This is a genomic window from Desulfurococcus mucosus DSM 2162 (assembly GCF_000186365.1).
Classification (GTDB): domain Archaea; phylum Thermoproteota; class Thermoprotei_A; order Sulfolobales; family Desulfurococcaceae; genus Desulfurococcus; species Desulfurococcus mucosus.
Genome location: NC_014961.1, coordinates 368,615 through 391,880, shown reverse-complemented (window position 1 = coordinate 391,880; position 23,266 = coordinate 368,615). Strand labels below are relative to the sequence as shown.

General features: G+C 55.3%; 24 protein-coding genes. 10 read left to right on the top strand and 14 right to left on the bottom strand.

Going from position 1 to position 23,266, the window contains the following annotated elements:
* Positions 1-5 precede the first annotated feature (5 nt).
* Together iorA and DESMU_RS02055 are read left to right on the top strand one after the other, a co-directional pair.
* Positions 6-1,883: an indolepyruvate ferredoxin oxidoreductase subunit alpha gene (gene iorA, locus DESMU_RS02060; protein ID WP_013561942.1), complete on the top strand. Its 1,878-nt coding sequence runs from the start codon at positions 6-8 to the stop codon at positions 1,881-1,883.
* Between the two features lie 5 nt (positions 1,884-1,888).
* Positions 1,889-2,482, top strand: a complete 594-nt coding sequence (locus DESMU_RS02055) for an indolepyruvate oxidoreductase subunit beta (protein ID WP_245526507.1) — start codon at positions 1,889-1,891, stop codon at positions 2,480-2,482.
* Here the strand turns inward: DESMU_RS02055 and DESMU_RS02050 are convergent.
* On the bottom strand, positions 2,417-3,694 hold the full coding sequence (locus DESMU_RS02050; RefSeq protein WP_013561940.1) for an RNA-guided endonuclease TnpB family protein: 1,278 nt from the start codon (positions 3,692-3,694) through the stop codon (positions 2,417-2,419). The genes DESMU_RS02055 and DESMU_RS02050 overlap by 66 nt on opposite strands.
* Before the next feature lie 131 nt (positions 3,695-3,825).
* Between DESMU_RS02050 and DESMU_RS02045 the strand changes: the two genes are divergently transcribed.
* From DESMU_RS02045 to DESMU_RS02035, 3 genes are all read left to right on the top strand, one after another.
* Entirely contained in the window at positions 3,826-4,260 is a 435-nt protein-coding gene (locus tag DESMU_RS02045) for an archaellin/type IV pilin N-terminal domain-containing protein (RefSeq protein WP_013561939.1), read from the top strand.
* A 138-nt stretch (positions 4,261-4,398) separates the two neighbouring features.
* Positions 4,399-5,316, top strand: coding sequence for a transcription initiation factor IIB family protein (locus DESMU_RS02040; protein WP_245526506.1), 918 nt, complete (start codon positions 4,399-4,401; stop codon positions 5,314-5,316).
* Between the two features lie 112 nt (positions 5,317-5,428).
* Positions 5,429-6,709 (top strand): ArsB/NhaD family transporter, encoded by a 1,281-nt coding sequence (locus tag DESMU_RS02035; RefSeq protein WP_013561937.1) that lies wholly within the window; start codon positions 5,429-5,431, stop codon positions 6,707-6,709.
* A gap of 92 nt (positions 6,710-6,801) precedes the next feature.
* On the opposite strand, the gene DESMU_RS02030 is transcribed toward DESMU_RS02035, so the two are convergent.
* Together DESMU_RS02030 and DESMU_RS07150 are read right to left on the bottom strand one after the other, a co-directional pair.
* Complete coding sequence (locus tag DESMU_RS02030; protein WP_013561936.1) at positions 6,802-7,881, bottom strand: VIT1/CCC1 transporter family protein; 1,080 nt, start codon at positions 7,879-7,881, stop codon at positions 6,802-6,804.
* 285 nt (positions 7,882-8,166) lie between these two features.
* Positions 8,167-8,331 carry a hypothetical protein gene (locus DESMU_RS07150; protein ID WP_013561935.1) on the bottom strand — a complete coding sequence of 55 codons (165 nt, stop codon included), beginning with the start codon at positions 8,329-8,331 and terminating at the stop codon, positions 8,167-8,169.
* 220 nt (positions 8,332-8,551) lie between these two features.
* Here DESMU_RS07150 and DESMU_RS02025 point away from each other — a divergent pair, with 220 nt between their 5' ends.
* Both DESMU_RS02025 and DESMU_RS02020 read left to right on the top strand, forming a co-directional pair.
* Positions 8,552-8,881: a hypothetical protein gene (locus tag DESMU_RS02025; protein WP_013561934.1), complete on the top strand. Its 330-nt coding sequence runs from the start codon at positions 8,552-8,554 to the stop codon at positions 8,879-8,881.
* Between the two features lie 229 nt (positions 8,882-9,110).
* Entirely contained in the window at positions 9,111-9,425 is a 315-nt protein-coding gene (locus tag DESMU_RS02020) for a hypothetical protein (protein WP_013561933.1), read from the top strand.
* Between the two features lie 3 nt (positions 9,426-9,428).
* On the opposite strand, the gene DESMU_RS02015 is transcribed toward DESMU_RS02020, so the two are convergent.
* The 4 genes from DESMU_RS02015 to twy1 are packed head-to-tail and all read right to left on the bottom strand — an operon-like array spanning position 9,429 to position 13,195.
* The gene (locus DESMU_RS02015) at positions 9,429-10,445 is read right to left on the bottom strand and encodes an MraY family glycosyltransferase (RefSeq protein WP_013561932.1); all 1,017 of its coding nucleotides are present in this window, start codon (positions 10,443-10,445) and stop codon (positions 9,429-9,431) included.
* Positions 10,423-11,148, bottom strand: a complete 726-nt coding sequence (locus DESMU_RS02010) for an ERCC4 domain-containing protein (protein WP_013561931.1) — start codon at positions 11,146-11,148, stop codon at positions 10,423-10,425. Before DESMU_RS02010 ends, DESMU_RS02015 begins: the two co-directional genes overlap by 23 nt.
* Before the next feature lie 13 nt (positions 11,149-11,161).
* On the bottom strand, positions 11,162-12,064 hold the full coding sequence (locus DESMU_RS02005) for an NAD(P)-dependent oxidoreductase (protein WP_245526472.1): 903 nt from the start codon (positions 12,062-12,064) through the stop codon (positions 11,162-11,164).
* A gap of 42 nt (positions 12,065-12,106) precedes the next feature.
* Positions 12,107-13,195 carry a 4-demethylwyosine synthase TYW1 gene (twy1, locus tag DESMU_RS02000; RefSeq protein WP_013561929.1) on the bottom strand — a complete coding sequence of 363 codons (1,089 nt, stop codon included), beginning with the start codon at positions 13,193-13,195 and terminating at the stop codon, positions 12,107-12,109.
* A 185-nt stretch (positions 13,196-13,380) separates the two neighbouring features.
* Between twy1 and DESMU_RS01995 the strand changes: the two genes are divergently transcribed.
* A complete protein-coding gene (locus DESMU_RS01995; RefSeq protein ID WP_013561928.1) occupies positions 13,381-13,908 on the top strand; it encodes a biotin/lipoyl-containing protein in 528 nt (175 codons plus the stop codon).
* A gap of 196 nt (positions 13,909-14,104) precedes the next feature.
* Here the strand turns inward: DESMU_RS01995 and DESMU_RS07145 are convergent, their stop codons facing one another.
* Complete coding sequence (locus DESMU_RS07145) at positions 14,105-14,323, bottom strand: hypothetical protein (protein WP_152648969.1); 219 nt, start codon at positions 14,321-14,323, stop codon at positions 14,105-14,107.
* Between the two features lie 192 nt (positions 14,324-14,515).
* On the opposite strand from DESMU_RS07145, the gene DESMU_RS01990 reads away from it, so the two are divergent.
* Positions 14,516-16,765 (top strand): Eco57I restriction-modification methylase domain-containing protein, encoded by a 2,250-nt coding sequence (locus DESMU_RS01990; RefSeq protein ID WP_013561927.1) that lies wholly within the window; start codon positions 14,516-14,518, stop codon positions 16,763-16,765.
* Between the two features lies 1 nt (position 16,766).
* Positions 16,767-17,747 carry a hypothetical protein gene (locus tag DESMU_RS01985; RefSeq protein ID WP_013561926.1) on the top strand — a complete coding sequence of 327 codons (981 nt, stop codon included), beginning with the start codon at positions 16,767-16,769 and terminating at the stop codon, positions 17,745-17,747.
* A 700-nt stretch (positions 17,748-18,447) separates the two neighbouring features.
* Here the strand turns inward: DESMU_RS01985 and DESMU_RS01980 are convergent.
* The 6 genes from DESMU_RS01980 to DESMU_RS01955 all read right to left on the bottom strand — a co-directional run bounded on the left by DESMU_RS01980 (position 18,448) and on the right by DESMU_RS01955 (position 23,148).
* Positions 18,448-20,004, bottom strand: coding sequence for an acyl-CoA carboxylase subunit beta (locus tag DESMU_RS01980; RefSeq protein WP_013561925.1), 1,557 nt, complete (start codon positions 20,002-20,004; stop codon positions 18,448-18,450).
* Positions 20,004-21,179 (bottom strand): thiolase domain-containing protein, encoded by a 1,176-nt coding sequence (locus tag DESMU_RS01975; RefSeq protein WP_013561924.1) that lies wholly within the window; start codon positions 21,177-21,179, stop codon positions 20,004-20,006. Before DESMU_RS01975 ends, DESMU_RS01980 begins: the two co-directional genes overlap by 1 nt.
* 226 nt (positions 21,180-21,405) lie before the next feature.
* On the bottom strand, positions 21,406-21,765 hold the full coding sequence (locus tag DESMU_RS01970) for a PqqD family protein (protein WP_013561923.1): 360 nt from the start codon (positions 21,763-21,765) through the stop codon (positions 21,406-21,408).
* Entirely contained in the window at positions 21,758-22,225 is a 468-nt protein-coding gene (locus tag DESMU_RS01965; protein ID WP_013561922.1) for an OB-fold nucleic acid binding domain-containing protein, read from the bottom strand. Before DESMU_RS01965 ends, DESMU_RS01970 begins: the two co-directional genes overlap by 8 nt.
* Before the next feature lie 64 nt (positions 22,226-22,289).
* Positions 22,290-22,796, bottom strand: a complete 507-nt coding sequence (locus DESMU_RS01960) for a GIY-YIG nuclease family protein (RefSeq protein WP_245526505.1) — start codon at positions 22,794-22,796, stop codon at positions 22,290-22,292.
* Complete coding sequence (locus DESMU_RS01955; protein ID WP_013561920.1) at positions 22,747-23,148, bottom strand: PPC domain-containing DNA-binding protein; 402 nt, start codon at positions 23,146-23,148, stop codon at positions 22,747-22,749. The genes DESMU_RS01960 and DESMU_RS01955 overlap by 50 nt, the downstream gene beginning before the upstream one ends.
* Positions 23,149-23,266: the final 118 nt, after the last annotated feature.

The window sequence follows — 23,266 nt, the reverse complement described above, 5'->3', positions numbered from 1 at the left end:
CGGTCATGGCAGGCTTCAACCCGTTGAAGGCTCCCCCGGGCTCTAGGCTGGCCCTCATGGGGAACGAGGCGATTGCAAGGGGGGCCGTGGAGGCAGGCGTCTACGTTGCAACCGGCTACCCTGGCACACCGAGCAGTGAGGTCGTTGAAACCCTGCAGAGGTATGGGGGAGGCCTCGGCTTCTACGCTGAGTGGGCTGTCAACGAGAGGGTTGCGTTTGAAATAGCGCTGGGCGCGGCGATCGCTGGTGCCAGAGCGCTTGCAACAATGAAGGCGCCGGGGCTCAACGTGGCCTTAGACCCCGTTGTCTCAGCCGCCTACAGCGGTGTTGAAGGCGGGCTAGTAGTGCTGGTTGCAGACGACCCGGGGCCCCATACAACGCAGACGGAGCAGGACAGCAGGTGGCTGGCGAAGCTCGCCAAGCTCCCAGCTATCTCGCCGTCCAGCCCGCAGGAGGCCAAGGACTACACTGTAGCAGCCTTCGACATCAGCGAGGAGCTCAAGCTCCCCGTGATCCTGAGGACTACTACAAGGGTGAACCATGCTGTTGGAGAAGTCGTCTTAGGCGGGGTCAGGGAGCCAAAGGGGTTCAAGGAGTTCAAGAGGGATCCAGCCAGGTATGTGAGGGCTGGCATGAGGTGGAATCTCGAGAGGCATAGATGGGTCAACCAGCAGCTTTCAAGAGCCGAGGAGGCCGCTGGGAGACACGGGTTGAACAGGGTGGAGGGGGGAGGCGACACATGCGTGGTGACGGAGGGGGCTGCATACAACTACGTGGTTGAAGCCGTTGAATCACTCGGCTTAACAGGGGATGTGAGAATAGTGAAACTAGGGCTCATACACCCCCTCCCCTCAGGCTTCATAGCTGGAAGCATAGAGGGATGCAGGAGGATACTCGTCGTCGAGGAACTCGACCCCTTCATCGAGGAGGAGCTCACCGTGCTCCTCCACCAGGCTGGCTCAGGGACAGTGGTCTACGGGAAGAAGACAGGCGGCCTCCCGCTTGAAGGAGAGTTAAACCCGTTGCTCGTGGAGAACTTCATAGCCAGGGCACTAGGGCTCCCCACCCCAGCACCCATCCAGCAGCCCGCTGGAGGCGTGGAGGCACCTGAGAGGCCGCCGCCCCTCTGCCCTGGATGCCCCCATAGGTTCACGTTCATAGCCCTCCGCTCAGCACTCATGAGGCTTGGATACAAGCCAAGCGACGTACCGGTGTTCGGCGACATAGGCTGCTACGCTCTCTCAGTGAACCCGCCGCTCGGCTCCATATGGACGGAGCACAGTATGGGTGCAAGCATCTCCATGGCAATGGGGCTGAGGCTCTCAGGGTTCAAGGGGCCGATCGTCGCCGTGATAGGGGACTCCACGTTCTTCCACGCCGGGATACCCTCGCTCATAGAGGCCGTCCATAAAAAGGTGAGCCTACTGGTCCTCATACTGGACAACGACGTGGTAGCCATGACGGGGCACCAGTCGACGCCGGCGTGGAGCAGGACTGAAACCGGTAGGGCTGCGAGAAGCATCAGCATAGTCGACGTGGTTAAAGCAATAGGCGTGGACAAGGTGGCCGTGGTAGACCCCTACAGGCTCGACGAAGCAGTGGAAGCCATAGCAGGGCTCCTGGAGGGCGAAGGGGTGAGAGTACTCGTGGCGAAACACCCCTGCGCCCTCCAGGAGAGGAGGCGGGCGAGGAGGACAGCACCCTACACCGTTGACCCCGGTAAGTGCACAGGGTGCGGGGCATGCATAGCTGCAACAGGCTGCCCAGCAATATTCCTCTCCGAGGGGAAGGCCGTGATAGCCGTGGAGGACTGCACAGGGTGCGGGCTCTGCGCAAGGTACTGCGGCTTCAACGCGATAAAACCCGGTGGTGACGCTGCTTGAAAACCGTGAACATACTTATCGCGAGCGTGGGAGGGCAGGGCGGGCTAACGCTTTCAAGAATACTCGCCGGGGCAGCCGTGAAGACAGGGCTCTCGGTGAGAACCGGTGAAACCCTTGGAATGGCTCAGAGATACGGGAGCGTCGTAAGCTACGTGAGGATAGGGGTCTCAGTGCACTCACCGGTCTTCAGCCGCGGCGAGGCTGATGCACTAGTAGGGCTTGAACTCGTGGAGGCCGTGAGGAACACAGCGTACTTGAAGCCCCGTGGAGTACTATTAGTGGCAGACGAGTACAAGCCACCCAGCCTCGCCTCAATAACCCGTAGAACCCAGGATAGAAGCATATACATGGAGCAAGTGGTTAAAGCAGGCGGGGTAATCGTGCCAGCCAGGAGGATAGCCAGCGAGGCAGGGAACCCGAGGGCAGCCAACATAGTGATGCTCGGCGCCTTAAACGCCTCGCTGAAACTACTCCCCCACAGCACCGTGGAGGAAGCAATACTGGAAGCAATACCCGGCGAAGCCGGGTCAACATCAATCACAGCATACCACGCAGGCTTCAACTGGCTTAACAAGACCCTGACCTCCTCCCCGCCCTAAAAGGGGGTTTCCTTTAGGGCGGTTCACGGGTTCCCCGCATTTGTTCGGGGCTACATCTGTCATCTGCGGGGCAGTCGGGGTGGTCAGAGATCCCCCCATCCGGGCTAGGGCTTTTCTACGTATATTTAATACGGCCACAGTGTCCCTATCGGCTTCAAAACCGCAACTAGGGCACTTCAACCTCCTGTACCCGTTTTCAATGAGCCTTGAACCGCATCTCGGGCAGGTGGAAGAGGTATCCTTGGGGTTGACGGCTATGCACGGCACCCCGTGTTTCTCACACTGCCAGTCAAGCCAGTACTCAAACCTCCTGTAGCCTAGCAGAATCAGCCTCGTTCTATGCTGTCTCGGTAGCTTTCTTAAAGACTCTACCAAGTACGTCAAGTCCTCTCTTGCAATGGCGTAGTTGTTTTGCCTAGCTACCACCACTATCTCGTGCGAAGTCTTCCTAGCCCAGTCCTCGATAATGCTCCTAGCCTTCTCGTGGAAACGCCTCACCCTGTCCCGTATGCCCCTCCGCCTAAGCCACGCTCGATAGCTCCCATTAGAGTACTTCCTCTGCAACCTTTCAGCGAGCTCCCTGTACCTCACCGCCTTCTCGACTGCGGTCCCAAACCTGTATTCGACCCGGTGGTTGCCGGCCACGATGAACCCCTCGTTTACATCCACCGCCAAGACATCGACGGGGCTGATGGGCTGAGGCTTTGGAACCCTCTTCGCAACCCTAAGCAGGAACTTTCCGTTCCTATACGTCAAGACGGCCTGGCGGCTCGGGTACTGGTCGTAGCGCCTGTCCCAGCCGATTACTCTAAGCTTTAAGCCTCCTATGATCTCGACATAGCCGTCTCTAACCCTATACCCATATTTCTCCGTCAGCCACATCCTCGGCCTCCTAGCCCTCGGCAACCTGCCATTTCCACCGTTGCCCAGCCAGCTCTTAAGAATGGCCTTCGCCTCCCTGTAACAGTCTATGGCAATCCTCGATGGGAGGCTGAATACGGTCTTCAATTCGCCATAGAGCAACTTGTGCACCGCGCCGTCGCCGGGCACTTTCTTCAAACCGTTCTCCTCCATATACCCGTGAATCCTCTTGATCGAGTAGTTCAGCGCATCACGGTACCTCCTAAGCAGGCTTAAGAGAAGGGGCTCCCCCACGGGCTCAGGGCTAACCCTGAAGACTGTGTGCAGGGTTAGGAAACCCTCACCGCCCATAGAGGAAACCCCACCTCTATTATACTACAACATTTTAAACTTAATATCCTCGCCTTGAAAGGCGAGGCTTTCTTTCGTGGTAAGCATTTATAAAGTTAAAGCTTAATAAGTAATAACCGAGGTGTGCAAGAGTGAAGAAGGCTATTTCACCAGTAATAGCCACAGTAATAATCGTCGCAGTAACAATAGCCATAGCAATAGCAGTAGCACTATGGATGACAGGGCTCGTCGGCTCCTTCACAGCAACCGAGAACCTCCAGATAATCACCGCCTACGCGGAGCAATTTACCAATACTACTACGAACACCACATACTGGACAATAACGCTCCAGGTTAAGAACGTTGGAACCACGGATGTCACAATAGACAACATATTCATAAACGGTAAGCCGTACGGTAGTGTAGGTGTAACCCTCAATATTACGCTACCATACTCGATAAAAACGGGTGAAACCAAGGGTCTCACCATAACCATATCGAGCGGCTTCTCATCTGGGCAGATGGTGGAGGTAAAGCTCCACACCGCGAGCGGTAAGGAGTACCCGAAGCAGGTTACCCTGCCTTAGGCTTAATTCAACCCTTGTTTTTTAAACCCTGTACCCGGCATCCTGCTTAAATAATTCCCCCGCTTTCTCTACCACTTTATTCATGTTCATGGATATAAGCCGGTGTCCATGATACATTATACATGTGGAGGGAGCTTGGTGGAGGGGTTCAACGAGGTCCTCTTGGAGCTCGCCACAGCTGTATCCGTGAAGACCGGTGTCCCCGTAGAGAGGCTTGCTTCCACTGCCTCACGGCTTCTCAGCGACCCTGTTTTCACAGAGTTAACCAAGTATTTCGATAAGCGTTTCAAGGCCGCTGCCGCCGTCTACGCTGCGTTGAGGAGTATGGGTGTCTGCGTGAGCCCTAGGTGTGTTGAGGAGTATGCGGGTGTGTCGAGGACGCGTTTCACGGAGGTTTTAAGGAGCATGGGCGTGGAGCCCTGCAGCCTAGCCGGCTACGTCTCCTACGCGTCCAGGGTTCTCGGCCTCGACGACTCCACGGCGGCCGACGCGCTGTGGGCTGCTAGGAGGGTTAGGGTTGCTATGGGAGGGTTGAGTAACTCCACTGTAGCCGCTGCATCCCTGTACCTGGCTGCACGCGGGAGGCTCACGCAGAAGACTGTTTCATCGATCCTCTGCGTCTCCGAGGTATCGGTTAGAAACATAGCTAGGAGGATGGAGGGCTTGCTGGGTGACGCGTTATCCTTCTCCCTCAGGGAGGCTGATGCACCGGGGAGGCCACGGGGCTCCCTGATGCTTGAACTACTGGGTGGTGGAGGAGTGGCCGCCGGGCTCACACTGCTTGAACCCGGTGTCGAGCCATGGAGGAGTGTGACTGCTTCAGCCGGGCTCCCCTTGGAGGGCTCCATTGTCCTGGCTGAGGCAACCGGGCGGCTTGAACACATGGGTATCGCTGTGGGTAGGGCGCTATCCTACCTGTGTCTCAAGGGTTATAGGGTTGTATGGACGCATCTCTCGAACCTGGCTCCCGTGCTGGTTGGGGAGGGTTTTAAACCCGTCTCGTACTCGCCGAGGCTGGGTTCAACGATTTACGCCGTGTCGCTTTCAATGCTTTAAACTATTTGAGAGCCAACCGTTCGCCCATGGCTGCGGTGCGTGAAGACTTATAAGTCTCCACGCTTGTTTTAAACAGGCTGGGTCCCTGGCTGTAGCCCGGTGCCGTGTCTTGATGGATGTATTCGTGCTACTGGTCTTCGCTGCAGTAGTAGCGTTGGTCTCCATGGATCTCGTTGAGAAGCATGTCTTAGGGGCTGCTGTGCTAGCCCTCCTGCTCTTCACGGGTGCCTTAAGCCCCGTCGAGCTCTATGAGGCTGTTGAATGGGATGTCCTCGGCGTTGTCGCCGGGATGAGCCTGTTGACCGGCTTTCTCAGGGACTCCGGTTTCGGTGAGGCTGTGAGCAAGCGGATTGTGTCAAGGGTGAGGAGCCCCCGCCTCCTATTCTTCACCCTGATCCTCCTCAGCGGCTTCATCAGCCTCTTCCTCGACAACGTGTCAACTGTTTCATTAATGGGGCTCGTCGTCTTCTACGTTGCCAAGGAAGCCGGCCTCAACCCCGTGGATCTCTTCATAGGTGTCGCACTGGCTGCAGGCATGTCGGGGTCGGCTACAATGGTTGGGGACCCCCCTGCGATGATCGTTGCAGGCTACTTCAACCTCTCATTCCTAGACTTCTTCTTCTACCGTGGGAGGCCCAGCATGTTCTTCATCACGGTGGCAGCAATGCTGGCCTCCACACTGGTCTACACGCTCTTCCATTCAGGGAGGAGCAGGGTACAGGGGTCTCCTTCAGCCGGCGGCGAGGGCTTCGATAAAGTATACCTGGCGGAGGCATCGGCCTCGCTGACTGTGACAGTGGCCTTGCTGAGCGTGAGGAACGTCCTCGGGCTACCGCTCACGCTCTGTGTTTCAGCAGGGTTAGCGTTGATCCTGGCTGCCAGGCTACTCGTCCACAGGGATTACAAGGGTGTCCTAGAGGTTGCACGCGGCAGTCTTGAATGGAGGCTCCCAGTGTTCATAGCATCGGTCTTCGCTCTCTCAGCAGGGCTCCTCAAGTACGGGTGGATAGACAGGTTTGTTGCAGCCGTGCTCTCAGCCACAGGCGGCGGCTTCACAGCTGTCTCATCAGTACTGATAGGGGTGAGCGTGCTTGCCTCAGCGTTCATCGATAACACGCCCTATATTGTTGCAAGCCTCCCCCTGACCTCCAAGCTGGCTACAGCCATTGGAGCAGACCCCGTTGCACTGGCATGGGCCCTCCTCCTCGGGACAACCCTAGGCGGATGCATAACACCCATAGGCGCCTCATCCAACATGGTTGCAGTAGGCATACTGGAAATGGCTGGACACAGGGTTTCATTCACAGGGTTCGTGAAGAAGGCCCTAGCATTCAACATGGTGAACGTGCTCACAGGATGGCTCATCTACCTCCTCGCATACTCGCCTCCCTGACCCCGCCCTAAAGGGCGAGGAGGAGGTCAGAACCCTACTCTCCATGCAACCAGAGGCACACCGGCCCTGGGGCGGGGAGCCGTCGCCGTTCACTAGACCTCGAGGCCGAGGAGCCTCCTGGCGGCAAGGCCAACCGTGAAAGTGGCTGCTGTGGCTGCAAGGGTTAGCAAAGCGTACTCGGCGAAAACCCTGAGGACCCTTGCACCAGACACCAGGGAGATGAATACTGATAGGGCGAGGAGGACGAGGAGCGTTAAGAGGAGTGAGAGCATCACGGAGTGGTAGAGCGGTAGGTTCGCTAGGAAGGGTGCAACAGGGCCTATGGCACCCAGCACGTAGAATAAGCCGGCGTTCCTAGCAGCCTTCACAGGGGAAGAGGCTTTCTCACCGTGGAGCGACAGTAGTTTCAGGAGAGCCTGGCTCCCTGAGGCAAGCTCAACTATGGCTGAAGCCTCCTCACTCGTTAACCCGGCTTCACGCAGTCTCCTCCATGCTTTCTCCAGGAACCGCGTCTTATCCACGGTTGACAACACGCTGTCCGCGAGCTCCTCACTGCTCGCCGCCTCGTTCTCAGACTTGGTTGACAAGTACGCTCCCACACTCATGCTGATTGAGCCCGCTATCGATGATATCAAGCCGGCTACACCAGCGATGATCGGCTGCGTGGCCGCTGCAACACCTATCAACCCGGCCTCTATCTCTACGAGTGCATCTATCATACCGTATACAGCATCCTTCAAGCCCTCGGCCTCAACCCTGAACCCGTGGATCTCCCCGTACAACCCTGCCTCGTGAACAACTTCATCCCTCAGGAGCTCCAGAACCCTCTCCCTGGCATCAACCATAGAGGGGTCGTTGAGGAGCCTCCAGTAGCCCACCACCGCCTCCAGCTCACCGTGCTCCATGACGAGCATTAAGACCCTGTAGCCGAGTAGCCTCGATGCAAGCCTCAGCAACCGCTCCCTCAGCCTAGCCCTCAACGGCAGCCTCCTGGGAGGCTTTAAACCCCTCCCAATCATTAATCCAGCTATGATGCCGGCATGCTTCTCCTCCATCAAGGCTAGTTCCTCAAACACCCTCCGGCCTGTTGCAGCCGCGAGAAACCTGTATAGCCTAGCACTTACAACCTCGTCGACGTACCATTCACCCAGCTCCCTGCTGGGGGCACTCATGCATCCTCCCCGTAGCCTTAACGGGGCTGGAACCCTGTCACCCCGTGAAAAATAAGTTGGGATGCAGCTTATTTACCTGGGGTGCGCTGCTTTAAAAAACCCGGTGTCTCAGGGATCTATGCCTCCGCTTATCCTTGGCTTCAATGTATCTGAGGTGCTGGAAGGGTGTGCTTCTACGGGTCTTCAACCCGTGCACCATTGCTGTATCCTGCTGGCCCGTGCTTTAACGCTTATGTATCCACGTGTGGATGCCTGGTGTATGCACCCGTATACTGGGCGTGCATCCTAGAGCCCAAGCATCTTCAGTATTTCGCTCGTGGTCTTTTCATCTATTGCCTCGATATATGTGTCTATGACGGATGTAGCGCACTCAATGCTCCTGCAGCCCTCTATGGTTTCCCTCAGCTTCTTCAAGACCGCTATAATGTAGAGCTTTACCTCCGGGTTCATGGGTTCATCCTCCCGATCAGGGGTTTAGAGGCGGGGTTTATAAGTAGAGAGGTCGCCGAAAGTGCGGGTTTTCAACGGGCGATCACTGAAAGTGTGCCGTGATGCAAACAAGGTTTACACTGCTAACCCCTGGGGCCCCGTTGATCCTGCATCGCATCAAGCTTTTTCCAAAATAGAAAAGCTTATAACACCCGTTTCCAAAATAGAAACCGGTGGCACCATGCAGGCGGAAAGCCACACCAGCCTCAGGGTGATCGAGAAGCTCGCCTACAGCATAGCCAGGTTGATCACCGGGAAAAAGCCGAGCCAGGGCTCAATACACCTAGCCGAGATGAGCTGCGGCAACATAATGGGTGAAATCAAGGAGCTGGCGAGACTCATAGACGAGCAGAGGAAGTGCCCCTTCTGCGGGTACACGCCGGGACCCAGGTGCTGGAAGCACGCCCTCTACCTCCACCTCGTCAAAAAGCACCTAGGGGAACTCGAAGAAATAGCGAGCGCCTGCGGCTCAGGGAGAAGCAGCGTGAACACCACGGTGCACCGGGGATGAAACCCATGGAGGCCATGGGTCTCCAAGCCCATCCAGGGTGGAATATATGGGGGTAGGGGTGTACTGTATCCCGGCCCGGCGCCGGCTCCCTGCACCCGGGTACGGGTCCCCTATGTGTTTCACCATGTCGTTGAACATCATTATACAAACAATTATTTTAGAAACGTGCAGAAAGCCCCCGACCCGGGCCCGGGACCCCATGGAATCCATTGCCTCATGGTGATCACCCTTGGAGAAGCAGAGAAGCGACACATCTATCTCGGTGAGCAGGGAGGATGCGGAGTGGCTTAGAGCATTGAAGAAGGAGTTTCAGGCTTCAAGCAGTAGCGAGCTGTTCCAGGTGTTGAGGCGGATACTCGACGAGTATGTTGATGGGGCTGCGAGGAGGCTGTGCACCGAGTACTCTAGTGCTAAGGCAGCTCTCCCCGCGTGGCTCTCAATATTTAAGAGGGAGAGGATACCGCTTAGACTACTATACATGCTTAGACCGGAGGGCGGCGTTATGGTGGTTGACTCTGAGGAGTGCGAGAGAATACTAGGGTGAAACCTACAGTAGTATTAATGCCACGGTGGCTGCAGCCGCCTCGATCAGCGTTATGAATACGACCACGCTCCTCTCCCCGGCGCATCCCTTCAGCTTCTCAACCACGGTGATCGCTAGGTGGGTTAAACTATAGTGCTTACTGTAAGGCGGCTTCAAACACCCCTCGGGGGTCGGCTTACTGAAGTTCTCCTTGTACACGCCGTTTAACAGGCCCCTTATGAATAACGCTAGCTCAATGAAGTAGGGTGTGAACAAGGCTAGCCCGAACTTCTCGAAGTTACCGTATATCACTATTGAAGCATAGAAGGCGCCGAACCCGTAGGTGAAGGTGTTACCGGGGAAAACCCTTGCAGGACACCAGTTGTACCTTAGGAAGACTAGGATTGCAGCAGCCATCACGAGGAGCAGGGGGATTACATCCACTATACCCTTCTTCAAGGCGAACAGCAGGGTGAACCCCGTGATAACCAGTGCCTGGAGTGCTTCAAGCCCATTGTACCCGGCGATCATGTTGAACGCGTTGCTAGCCCCCATCACGCCGACTGGGACAACCAGCAGCGGGTATAAGGGGCCTAGGTCGAGGACCCCTATCAAGGGGAGTTCGACACTAGTGTAGCCGGCTTTCACCACTACGAGCGGGAAGGATATGGGCAGCGTTAACAATACTCTTTTAACCTGGCTCAACCCCTTCTTCCAGCCGAGTATGTCATCCATTAACCCTAGGAGGCCTGCGAGGACGAGGACCTGGGAGACAGCGAAGTACTCCACGCTCCCCTTATCACTTGAGAGATATGTGTCGAGCGCGACGTATGAGAGGATGCCGAATGCAGCCCCTAGGAGGACCCATACGCCGCCCGCCTCCACAGCGTAGTGTTCGCCCGGCTTATTCATATCCCTGCCCTTGAGCCCCAGCCTCCACCCGGCGTCAACCCACCAGTCCAGGAGGAGCCAGGCTGTTGCAGCCGATACTGCTACAGGGACCAGGTATCCCAGTGCATCAGCCATCGCTCCCTGACTCATCCCCGCTGCCCCTCCAAGGCGTGTTGAATAAAAGGTATATTTCCTCAGCCCTCTTCTCCCCGATCCCCTCGACGCTTAATAAGTCGTGCTTAGACGCGTTAGCCAGGTTCCTCAGCGTCTTAAACCTCTCGAGGAGCTTCCTCGCCAGGACGGGGCCTATCACGCCTTCCGCAACGTAGAGTATCCTCTCATTTATATCCATGGGCTTCCTCTCAGTCCTCATCCTGAAGACCCGTTTCTCCTCGGTTCTCCCAAGGCTCCTCGCCTTCGCAATAATCCACGCTATCGTCGCATCCTTCCCCGGCGTGTTGAGGACTGGTATACCCATGTCGAGGATCAACGTGTCTAAGACCCTTAGAACACTCTGGATCCTCCAGCCCCTCTGCTTCTCAAGGATGCTGAGACACCCTTCCACGAGTATAAGGGGCTGGTGCCCGTCTCTACGCGCCTCCTCGAGGAGCATGCTGCTCTGCTCCCATATCCTGTTATCCCTTATACTGTTAGCGAGGTCGTCGACGCTCTTCCTCTCAACCAGTATAGACCTCCTGCCCTCGGGCGCCATGAGGAGGAAGTCGCCGGCCGGCAGCTCCCTTACAGCTGTCTTCAAGCCCTCCCTTGTGAAAGCCTCCCTGAACTCAGGGTGCTTACTGTCCTCCCTTGAATCGATGACCACGTCCACCGGGAGGAGGAGCCTCACCCCCATTGCATCCCACCGCTCAGTGAGGCCTAGGGTTCTTCAAAACCCTGTACGCGTTGACAGCCCTAGGGTAGTCCTCGCCCGGCATAACGCTGGCTGCAAGCGTGTAGAAGCCGGCGAGCCCCTGTGAAACCAGGGGAGGATACCCTTTCCCCGCCAGCGTGCACGCTATAACCCTGTAGTCCTTGGCTGCACCGCTCACCGTGAACCGGGGTCTCCCAGCTGCAGCCATAGCCCTCTCCATATACCTCTCCACCATGCTGCCGAACCATAGGTCTCCGGCAACCATCCTGAACACGTCGCTGCCTACACCGTATGCTTCGAGGAGGGCCAGGGACTCGGCTAGGAGGCCCGGCAACGCTAACCCTATGTTGTTCAACGCCAGCTTCAAAGCCATCGCCTGGGGGACCCCGCCAACCCAGTACATCCTCCTAGAGTACAGGGAGGCTGCCTCCTCAGCCCTACTCCTCGCAACCTGATCCCCGGCGAGCATTGAGACCAGGCTGCATGAGGAGGCTTCACCAGTGCTCCCGTAGACAGGTGCCTCCACGTAGACCCCGCCTGCCCTGGTGACGAGGCCGTGGAGCCGGATGCTTGTCTCAGGGCTTATCGTCGACGAAACCATTAACACCCCTGCTTCAGCGGTAAGCCCCTTGTCCACCAGTGCCTCTATGAAGCCTGAGACGGCTTGGTCGTCGAAGAGGAATACTACTGTGGCGTCGAAGCCCGGCATGGAGTCCAGGTTCTCGAGCACCCTGCACCCGGCTTCAGAGCATAGTGCACGGGCTTTTTCAACAGTCCTATTGTACACGTAGACTACTACCCCACGCGTCGAGAGGCATTTAGCAAGGGATGAACCCATTAATCCAGCGCCGGCGACAAGGATTCTCGGAGCCATGTGTAAGCCACCATCCCACTGCATAGGGTGATCCAGTGAAAGGGGTTAAATCACTGATGCAACCGGCTAGTCCTGGAGCTCCTCGTACTCCTCGGTTAATGGGGGCGCATACTTCTCCGGGTGCTCGACGCCGTCTGGACACCCTTTCCCATGCCTCAAGGGTTTACCAACCCTGCTCAACAACACTATGCGGCTCGGTATGGATTCACTGAGCACCTGGTAGCCTGTGAGCTCGGCTAGTCTCGCAGCCACATTCCTCACCTCCCCGTGGCTCGGCATATTGTTCTTGAACAACCTGCCCCTGCTCCCACCTATATGCATATACGCCTTCACCTCTATGTAGGATGGCTGAGCCTTCTCAACGAACCCTGCGAAGCTCCTGAGAGCCACGTCGTGGTCGTTGAAGCCCTTGACTATCGTGAACCTGAAGACCGTGGGGGACTTGAAGCTGGGGATGAGGCCAAGGGTCTCGTTGAAGAGCTCCCATGCCCTGGGTACAAGGGGGCGGTTGAAGTGCTCGTAGCTGTCCTTGTCCCATGCCTCTATGCTAATGTAGAGCTGGCTGGGCTCTACTTCGAGGCTTCCAAGCACATCCGGCCTCGTCCCGTGAGTGACGAGGAACGTGGTGATCCCTCTCCTATGGTACTCCTCTATCAGCTCCCCTAGCCTCGGGTAGAGGAGGGGTTCACCCGTCAGGCTTATCGCTGCATGCTTAGGGTTCAAGGCCTCCTCCACGAGCCTCTGGTCAGCCCTCGGGTTACCCTTGAACCCAGCCATTATCTCCCTGTGAACCCTTATGCTCTCCTCGACGAGGACCTCCGGGTCGTCGACCACTGGTGGACGCGTGTCATCCCAGTGCATGCCTATGTCCTCGGGCTGCAGTCTCCAGCAGTGGAGACACCTGTTCCAGCACCATGCGGCCACAGGCGTCATCTGTATACACCTATGGCTCTCGATACCGTACCAGAGGCACTTGTAGCAGTACCTGTTCCTTAAAACCGCCTCCTTACTCCAGTGGCATCTCTTCACAGCCCCTATGGTGCCTATCAAGTGGTAGCCTTGTTTAACCAGCCTATCATATATAGCCCTGTACACTGGGCTACTGTTCCAGAACTCCTCCCTCCTCCTCTTGACCTCACTCCACTCTATGCTCAAGAAAACACCACCGTTAACACTTATTGTTTAACAAGGTTATAACGCTTCGCAGCCACCCCGGCACTGTCGCGACGCATAGTATTTAATACTCCCGCCGCCGATAGATCCCCAACCAGTGATGAGCGAACCCGTGTCGGATCGGTGAAGACGGTTGGCGTTGCTGAACACGCTCGAGGTGCCGGGGGATGCCTAAGAAGTACAGCGTCGTCTTCTTCAACGATGAAGCCGTGGAGATAGAGGTCTTAGCAAGGGAGAGGGATGTCGTCGTCCTCAAGGACCCTGGTGGAAGAATCTACAGGGTTAGAGTACTGAAGGAAGGGGACGGGAGATACGTGCTCTACATTGACGACAGGATGGTGTCAGCCGGAGTCATCGGTGACAAGGTATACGTGAACCTTGAACCCCTGCTCGTCAAGAAGGTTAAGGAAACCGTGGCTGCTGCAAAGGCCGTCGAGAGAAAAGAGGAGAAGCAGACCCCGGCGGCCATGGAGGAAGGAGTCGTATCAACCCCGATAAGCGGTAGAGTCGTGGAGGTGAAGGTCGCAGAAGGCCAGAGCATTGGAGAAAACGATGTAGTCGCAGTAGTGGAGTCAATGAAGATGCTCATAGAGGTGAAGACCCCGTTTAAAGGAGTAGTTGAAGCCGTCTACGTGAAGCCCGGCAGCACGGTGAACAAGGGCGATAAACTAGTCAAGGTGAAGACGAGAAGCTAGCTGGCTCCCGGATCAAACCAGTCACACAGCACTCCATCACGCACCCGCCTCACCCAGCCCGCAGGGTTCACCCCGAGCACACCAATTTCACGGAGGGAAACCTGGCAGCCTTTACATGGCACTCTCATCCGAGTGTGAAACACACAGGCAGCCAACACATCTCTTTAAACAACTCTAAAACAGGGTTCTAGAAAAGTCACTTCGAGCATATTAGGACGCTGGTGTCTCCCTTATGTTGTGGTGGCTTGTAGTCTACGCATTTGAACCCGGCTCTGGTGAGGTGGCTGAGTATGCCGTTGTATCCATGGTGGTATTCTATTAGTAGTTGCTTAAACTCCTCGACCTCCTCCATGTACCCCGGTATAATATCGTATTCGCAGCATACTGGTTGAATCCCGTGGGGATCCCACTGCACAGGAAGGCGTAGTGGTAGGGGTGGCTTAAGGCATAAATAGTTCCATGCCTATTGCATTAACTATGTTGGGGCGGTGGGATCGTTGAAGTATGCTAGTCTCGGCGATGTCTATGATGATGTGTTCTCTAGCGAGCCAGAGCTGGGGCGGGCCTTCGAATGCTTTCATCGGTCATTTCTCGAGGGGTGTTTGAATTGAGCCACCAAGCCCCGGAGCAATATACCAAGGATTTTGTTGAGGGCGTCCTTGGGTCGATCGACCCCGGTTGTAAAATGGAAGAGGTTGTTATTAAGGGGGACGGAAAAATTTACAAAGCCGACTACAAGTACGGCAAGCTAATGATAGAGTGTGAGCCACCCGGCGGTAGGGATCGCGGCAGAAGCCAGCTTTTAAACTACATGAAGCTGACGGGGTACAGATTCGGGCTACTAATCGATATCCCCACCGAGAAGTATTACACAGAATACCCGAGCCCGTTTACAAACCCGGTGGGCTTCGAGCTCTACATGGACGATAAGCCAGTATATGTGAGGATTTTTGAAAGAGGGGAGCTCGATGCGGCTAGGAAAGAGCTTGAAGTCCTGTTGAAAGTCGTAACGGGATTAAAGATAGCGGCTTACGACCCGACGCCCGATAATGTCTTGGCTAGGGTGCGCGATCTTCACTCAAATCACTTGGACTCGCTAACGCAGCTCGTTGGGGGTTCTCCGCAACGCGTTGCTCTATACAAAAGGATATGGGAGAGAAACCTGGAGCTGATATACGGTAAGGAAGTCGTGGAATTCTTCGCCGACCTCGATAAGCTGTATGCTACGCTAACGCTCTATGCAACTTTCCTGAAGGTTCTAGGTGCAACCATTCTCGAAGCCTCTCTCGGACGCGGCAGATACACGACGCCGCTAAGGCTCGCCAACGAGGGATACAAAGCGGCCGTCGAGCTCTTCTGGGAGGGGAAGGCCTTGGCGAAGCACAACATATACTACTTGTTTGAGAGAGACGAGTACGACTGGGTCTTCGACCCCGAGGTTGCCGAGAAACTGGATGATTTCTTTAGGGATCTGGGCAAACATATTATAGAGATCGACTGGTCGAAGCCCATCGAGCTAGACCTTCTTAAGAGGGTCTACCAAAACATCGTCTCTAGGGACATCAGGAGGCAACTCGGGGAGTTCTACACACCCGACTGGATAGCAAAGCTTGCCCTGTGGAGATCCCTACACATACTCGTTAACGGGTCGCTGCCGCAAGATATTCTAAAGCACGAGAAGGATGTGGATAACGAAATCGTTGAGCTCATACATATGTTCTGGGAAAAGAACAAGTCCATTCCAAGATTCATTGACCCGACATGCGGCTCGTTCACCTTCGGCGTCCAATACCTAAGCGCCTTACAGAGGTGGTACATCACCAAGAAGCCCGATGTGCACCCGAATAAATTCGTTGAAATGATTCTTGAGAACGTCGTTGGAATAGACATTAATCCTGTGGCTGTTTTAACAGCCAAGGTCAACTACCTTCTCCAAATATCCGGGCTCTTGACAGTAAGAGGCGAGTACCTAGTGGCAGAGCCCATGATACCGATCTACAGGGTAGATTTGCTGGCGCTTCACGACGCGCACGCGCAGGCCAAGAAGGCCGCACCAAGCCTCATGACATTTCTAAAGGTGAGCGTATATAAAGACTATATCTATGTGAACGTGCCCCTAGACATGTTCACGCAGGACAAGGAGAAGCTCGAGGAACTTGCAGAGGAGCTCGAGGATGCGGGGGCAGATGTCAGAATTCCTCGCGATAACAAAGGCGAGGATGTGCCCATGGCAACTCTTAAGATACCGAAGTCCCTAGTTGCAAGGCTCCCGGGGCTAACGCAGTTGCACAGGGCCTTCGTCGCGCTTGCCCTCTTCGGCAAGCAGGGCTTTAACAACGAGCTTGAGAAAGCGAATGTCACCCTATCGCCCGATGAGACAAAAGACATTGAAGCGCTCGAGAAGACGATCAAGGCATTCGAAAAGCTAGGGGGAGATCATGTGTGGCTGTCGCTGCTGACAAACTACGCGCTCGCATATTTGTCCACTCAGAAGAGGTTTCACCTTGTCTTGGGGAACTTGCCGTGGGTGAATGTGTCAAAGTATGAAGAGAGCTATGCGGAGAAAGTAAGAAGCGTTGCAAAAAGGCTTGGCGTCAATCCGCCGCGCGCGGCCGCTCTAAAGCTGGACATATCTATTGTCCTCTTCGCAGTCGCGACAAAGTACCTCCTCGAGAAGGGGGGTGTAGTATCACTCATGGTTCCAGCAAGCATATTCAGGGGTGTTCATGGGGCTAGATGGAGAAACTTCGAGGCTATGGGTCTAAAACTTTTCGAGGTGTTTGACCTTGAAGATGTTAAGCCCTTTGAAGGAGCAAATAACCAGCCTGGGATAGTCTTTGCTGCTAAGGTGAGGTAGTATGAAGAACAGATTTAGATACATAAGGTTTACAGGTATTGAGTTATCTCCTGAGAAACTAGGTAGAGAACCTTCTCTTTCCGATATAGTAAACTACTCTGCTACTAGCTCTTTATCTGTGAAGCCACAGAATTATATTAGTATTTCCTTCCCTGAGGAAACGTTATGGCTAAGTGAGGAAACATATAAGAAGGCTAAGAATGTTTTTGGTGTGTGTAGCTATGAGGCGCATGAAGGTGTGGGCTTTGGAGTAGCAAAGGGGGCGTGGCTTATTATTGGCGAACCACAGCCTGTTTCACCTCCTCTGGGGGTTAATGAAGAGTGTGTCCGTGTGGAAACCAAGCTTAGCAGAGCTCTTGGTCTACCCTCATTTATTATTGAAAAGAGGTTTGTGTTTAAGGGGTTCAAAGGAGAGGATATAGATATTGGTAGGATTAAGCGTTATAGATACTTCATAGCGGCATATGATAGATCCACTGGTCAACCTCTTACAGAGTCTCAGCTCGGAAACACTTTGCTTTGGAAGAATTACCTAAGCAATGAAAGGGTTCTTAAGAGGCTTGGTGCATCATCTAAGCATCTAAAGAAGGATTTGTGGGAGCTCGAGAGAATGAGTCTAGATGCTATGAGCAGATACAAAGTTGTTTGGAGAGATGTTGCAAAAAGGTTTATACCAGCAGTTGTAACAGATGGTGCAGTACCTGAACATACCGCACATTACATTGTTGTAAACAGCTTAGAAGAAGCTTATTACCTGTCTTCAATATTACTTGCACCACAAATTAATGCTGTAATAAATGAGATAAGCCCATGGGTTGGACACGTGGAACCAAGGTTCATAAAGTTCTTCAGAATACCAAAGTACGACCCTAAAAACAGCGATCATAAGAGGCTTGCCGAAATAGGCAGAGAAATATGTGGGAAGGGCGAAGACTACAAAAAGTTTGAAAACGAGATAGAAGGGCTTGTAAGTAAACTTTAGAAGCCGAGAAAACCGTTTTTGCGGTGCACATATTTTTTGATAGGCGCCAGCAGCGTTCGATCCTCTGTCGCACGGGGGATCGGGGAAAAACCGGGCCTCCGCGTCTCCGGGCCCGCACCTTTACCACGCCTCTCAGCTTTTTCTATCTTTCCACGGGCTTGCGGGCGATACGCATCGCGGCTGATCCGGTGAAGGTATAAATACATTCACCCTTCAACAACGCTAACTGATGGGGACGAAGGGCAAGCCCCTAGGATTAAGCGGGAGGAGCTCGTCGAAGTCAAAGCCCTCTACGTCGTACTGTCCGAAGAGGCGGGCGGAGAAGAGGTTGAAGACTCAGTGGACGGGGAGGAGGCTGAGAGAGAACACAGAAGACGGAAACGGAGCCGAGGAAGAAAACCACCGTAAACACTGTTCATGCATCGAGTGCTCTTGTCTAGACTGTTTTCCAACTAGGCTTCCTGCCTCTTAAGGCCTAGTAGCATCCTTCCCAGTTACATGGTGGGTCATCGCGACTCCCCTCGGTGAAAAGGGTTCATTCAGCGTCCCTCTTGCTCGGCTCGCAGAGCTCATTCAAACATAACCACCACGGAAATATCTGGAAAATATTCAACACTCTAAGCTGCCTTCACATGGGTTCCTGCACTAGTACTGTGTTCGTGCTCAAAACAGGGTGGGGATTGTTTGAGGGTCTCCGTGGCTAAAGCGGTGTGTTACCGTGCTTCTTTGGCACTGTCCCCAGGAACTCCTCCCTCTTGGATTTCAAGGCTTCTAGAACCTGGTATATCCTGAGCCTCGTTAACGCCGGGTCTATTACGTCGTCGATGTAGCCTAGTTCGGCTGCCCTGAAGGGGTTGGCGAAGACCTCCCTGTACTCTGCGAGCTTTCTTCTGGCGAGCTCCTCGGGGTCGGGTGCCTGCGCCAGCTCCTTCCTGTAGAGTATCCTTATGGCTCCCTCGGGTCCCATTACAGCTATCTCTGCTGTAGGCCACGCTAGGTTCACGTCGCTGCCGAGTGAGAGGCTGCCCATCGCTATGTATGCTCCGCCGTAGGCCTTCCTCATTACCAGGGTTATCTTTGGGACTGTTGCCTCAGCGTATGCGTAGAGGACTTTAGCCCCATGCCTTATTATCCCGCCGTGCTCCTGGTCGACTCCAGGCATGAAGCCCGGTGTATCCACGAGGGTTACGATCGGTATGTTGAAGGAGTCGCAGAACCTGACGAACCTGGCTATCTTGTTGCTTGCATCTATATCTATGACGCCTGCGTTTACAGCCGGCTGGTTTGCAACTATGCCAACCGTGTAGCCTCCTATCCTGCCGAACCCTACTACCGCAGACCTACCGTAGTGCTCGTGGACCTCTAGGAAGTCTCCTTCATCAACGATCATCGATATAACCTTCTTAACGTCGAATGGTTTCACAGGGTCCGTTGGAACAACCTCGTATATCTCGTCCATCCTCCTGTCAACCGGGTCCTCGCTTGGAACCCGTGGAGGCTCCTCCATGTTGTTGCTTGGCAGGTATGAGAGGAGCTTCCTTACAAGAGAGAGGGCTGACTCCTCGTCCTCAGTGATGAAGTGTGCGACACCGCTTGTCGACGCATGTATGTTGGCCCCGCCGAGCTGCTCGAAGGTTACGTCGACGCCTAGCGCCGCCTTAACTACTTCTGGACCCGTTATGAACATGTAGGATGACTTAACCATTATGACGAAGTCCATGAGGGCCGGGCTATAGGCAGCTGCCCCGGCGCAGGGACCCATTACCACGGCTATCTGCGGCACAACCCCGCTGGCCTTCACATTCGAGTAGAATATCCTCCCGCACCCGTGGAGGGATGCAACGCCCTCCTGTATGCGTGCACCGCCTGAGTCATATAGCCCTATGACGGGTGCACCGGTTTCAACAGCCAGCTCTATGAGCCTGGCAATCTTCTCCCCGTGTGCCTCCCCGATGCTCCCGCCGAGAACCGTGAAGTCCTGGGCGTAAATGTAGACGAGGCGTCTATCTATTGTACCGTAGCCGGCTACCACGCCGTCCCCGTAGTACTTCACCTTGTCGAGCCCGAAGTAGGTTGACCTATGCGTCCTCACCCACTGTAGCTCGACGAAGGAGTCTGGGTCGAGTAGCCTGTTGATCCTGTCCCTGACCCAGAGCTTCCCCTTCTGCCTCTGCTGCTCTATCTTATCCCTGCCGCCGCCCTCAATCGACTTCTCCCTGTACTCGTTCACCTTTCTAAGCAGGTCCTCGTGCCCCACTACTTCCACCTTCTCAACACTGATACAACCGTGATCGTGCTGACCCCGCCCATGTTATGTGTTAGAGCGGTCTCAGGGCTACTGGCCTTGAACCCTGGGAAATCCCCTCTCAGCTGCATCACTGCCTCGGCAACCTGGTAGACGCCTGTAGCGCCAACCGGGTGGCCCCTTGCCTTCAAGCCACCGCTGAAGTTCACCTCCGGCTTATCCCCTTTCTGGAACCTGCCCTCCTTGAAGAGCCGCGGGGCCTCGCCCTTCGGGGCGAACCCTATGTCCTCGAGCGCCGCGTACCCTGTTACATGGAATGCGTCGTGTACCTCAGCGTAGTCAACGTCCTTGACGCCTATTCCAGCCATTCTTAAAGCCTCCTGGGCTGCCTTAGCCGTGGCCTCCATCACCACGAGGTTGTTCCTGGAAGCTATGTCAACGCTGTCAGTCGCCATGCCGACGCCGGCTACCTCTATAAGCGTGTCTCTCCCAGCCGCCTTCGCGATCTCCCTGGCCTTCTCCTCGCCTCTCACAAGGATTACTGCAGCCGCCCCGTCCCCGATGGGGGCTGCGTGGAAGAGCCTTATAGGGTCTGCGATAACCGGGCTATCAAGGATCTCCTTCATACTCGTCTTCCTGGGTAGCTGCGCATACGGGTTGTAGCTAGCGTACTCATGCATCTTAAGCGGCCAGTACGAGAGGTCTTCATCACTGTAGCCGAATAGCTGCATGTACAGCCTCGCAATCATAGCGTTTAAACCCGTGAAGGTTACACCGTAGAAGACCTCGAAGTCGGCGTCAGCGGCCTGGGCGAGTGCACGGGTCACGTAGGGTGTCGTCGCCTCGGTCTGCTTCTCGAGGCCGCCGACCGCGACGACGTCCGCCACCCCTGATTTAACCAGGGCGTACCCGGCGTAGAGGGCTGCCCCGCCGCTGCCACATGCAGCCTCAACCTTGAAGGCCGGTATACCCCTGAGCCCAGCGTAGTCCGCTAAGAGGGCTCCCAGGCTATCCTGGTTCATAAGGGTGCTCGACATCATGTTCCCGACGACGAGCGCCCTCGGCTTCACCCCGCCGGCGTCCTCGATCGCCTTCCACAGTGCCTGGGAGAAGAGTTCTCTACCGGATTGCTCGTAAAACCTCCCGATCTTAGTCATGCCCACGCCCACGATGAAGACTTTCTCCATCACATACCACGCTCTCCATGTAAAGACGCGTCTTAGGGATAGTATAATCAGCCGTGAATTATTTAAACGCTACCCGAGTGGGTCCCGAGGGGGTGGAGTCTCCTCATCGCTGTGCTTCAGTACTGGAGTCTCCGGTCATCCATTACTGATCCAATATAAGAGAGGGTTTAAAACACCTTCACCGAGGATGGGTTGAAAGCTCTTTAAAAAGGAATACGGCTACAGGCTAATAGTTGACTAGCCCGGCTTCATGAAGCTGGTCGAGCGCCACTACGAGGGGTTCGACCACGTCGTTGAAGTCTACCTGCGCCTCCTTGCTTATGGCTTCGGCAAGCTCTCCCACAGTGTGCTCGCCGTCGCACATAACCCACACGTAGTATGCGAGGGCTGAGAGCTCGTAGACCTCCTCCTCGCTTAACGCTACGTAGAACTTCTCCTTCTCCTCGCCGAGGAACTCGCCCTGCCTAACAGGCTTCACACCCTTCAGCTCGTTGAACCTGGCTAGGAGCTCCCCGTGCCCCGGGTGCTCGTGTTCATGCTCGTGGCCGTGCTCCTCTCCCTGAGCGTGCCCCTCTTCCTCACTCATCTGATTCACCGGTGTCGCTTCTCCTGAAGCCTCTCCTACCCCCGAATGGCCTTCGGGGTGGTCTACTTGGGCCGCCTGACCCAGGCGGTGCTGTAGGCGAGTTCTCCGGGATCTCGCTTGCCTCGGGCACGGAGCCGCTGTCTATCCTCACTACCTCGCTGGATCTCCCTATGTTCAACTGCACCTTGCCCCTGAACTCGGTTGTCCACGCGCCGTGGACCTCCACGGCGTCGCCCTCCTTCAGGGTGCCGGCTTTCTCCCCCCAGAGGGTTGCCTCAACCCTCCCGGTTTCATCCCCTAGGACGGCGTTGCTTATGGTTCTAGGGCCGTTCCTGGTTCTTATAACCCTCGGCGCCTCAGCCTTTATTACTCGCGCCTTCACGCTTACCTTCTCCATTCCGGGTTTTAGATCCATTATATTTGTAGGAGGACTCGCCTCCTGACTCGGGTTCGAGCTCATTACGGTTTCGACTCCTATATTTCGTTACGATGTCTAACCCTACGGTCATAGGGCTTTTTAAATGTTATGCATCCCAGGGCATCCATGCTTGAACCCATATAGGGTTGAAGCCGCCGTCTTCAAGGAGGCTGTAGACTAGTGGAAGGCACTCTGAAACCCCTCCACTGCAGGCGTATAGATGGGATACATCGCCAGGCTTATCGCTGCAGCCGAAGCCCTTCACAGGCTCCAGGACTCCTCTAAGCAGCCTTGAGACAGCTGCCTCGCAGTCGCCGCCCGTATCCCTCACCATGAAGAACCCGTGTTTCACGACAACAGGGTTCGTGGTCAACGCGTCCACATGCCATCTCACAGCCTTGACTGCGGCGAGGTGCCGTGCCACCCTGCAGGGGACGCCGCAGGGACCCCTAGCTGACCCGATGTAGAAGTAGACGGCGGGGCCGAGCCTCAGCCTCCTGCCTCCGGCAACGGCTTCAACCACCATGCCCTCAGGGATCTCGAGGGCTAGCACGTAGCATGACTTAACGTATTCTCCCAGCCCTATGAGTGAACACCTCTGAGACCTCTCCACCGGTCTCAACGAGGAAGACCTCTAGGAACGGCTTCACCACGCCGTGTAAGAGGTGTCCTGCGACAACCCTCCCCTTCAACCCAGCCACTATGTGGAGGTGCACGCTCACAGAGCCATCCGCCGTGATAAGGTAGTTCCCCTGGAGTGATGCAACCTCTATGACCTCCCCGCCTGCTTCAAGGTGCTCCCTAGCATACTCCCTGGTGGCAGGGTTGTAGAAGCCTATGTCGGCTTCGCTTAACCCGCCTATCCCCGTGATGAAGCCTCCCTTCAACCCGTTGGATGCAACGGCTCTCTCTATCTCGGCGTGTACTACCCCGCCTTCACCTATCCTTAACGGGACCGCCTTCACAGCCTACACCACTCCTCAATATATTAGGCGGTGAAGTAATAACTCTTCAAAGTGATGAAACCCGGTTTCATCGGATCGGTGAAGAAGAGTTACTCAGCTGATTTTAGAGAGGGGGTCT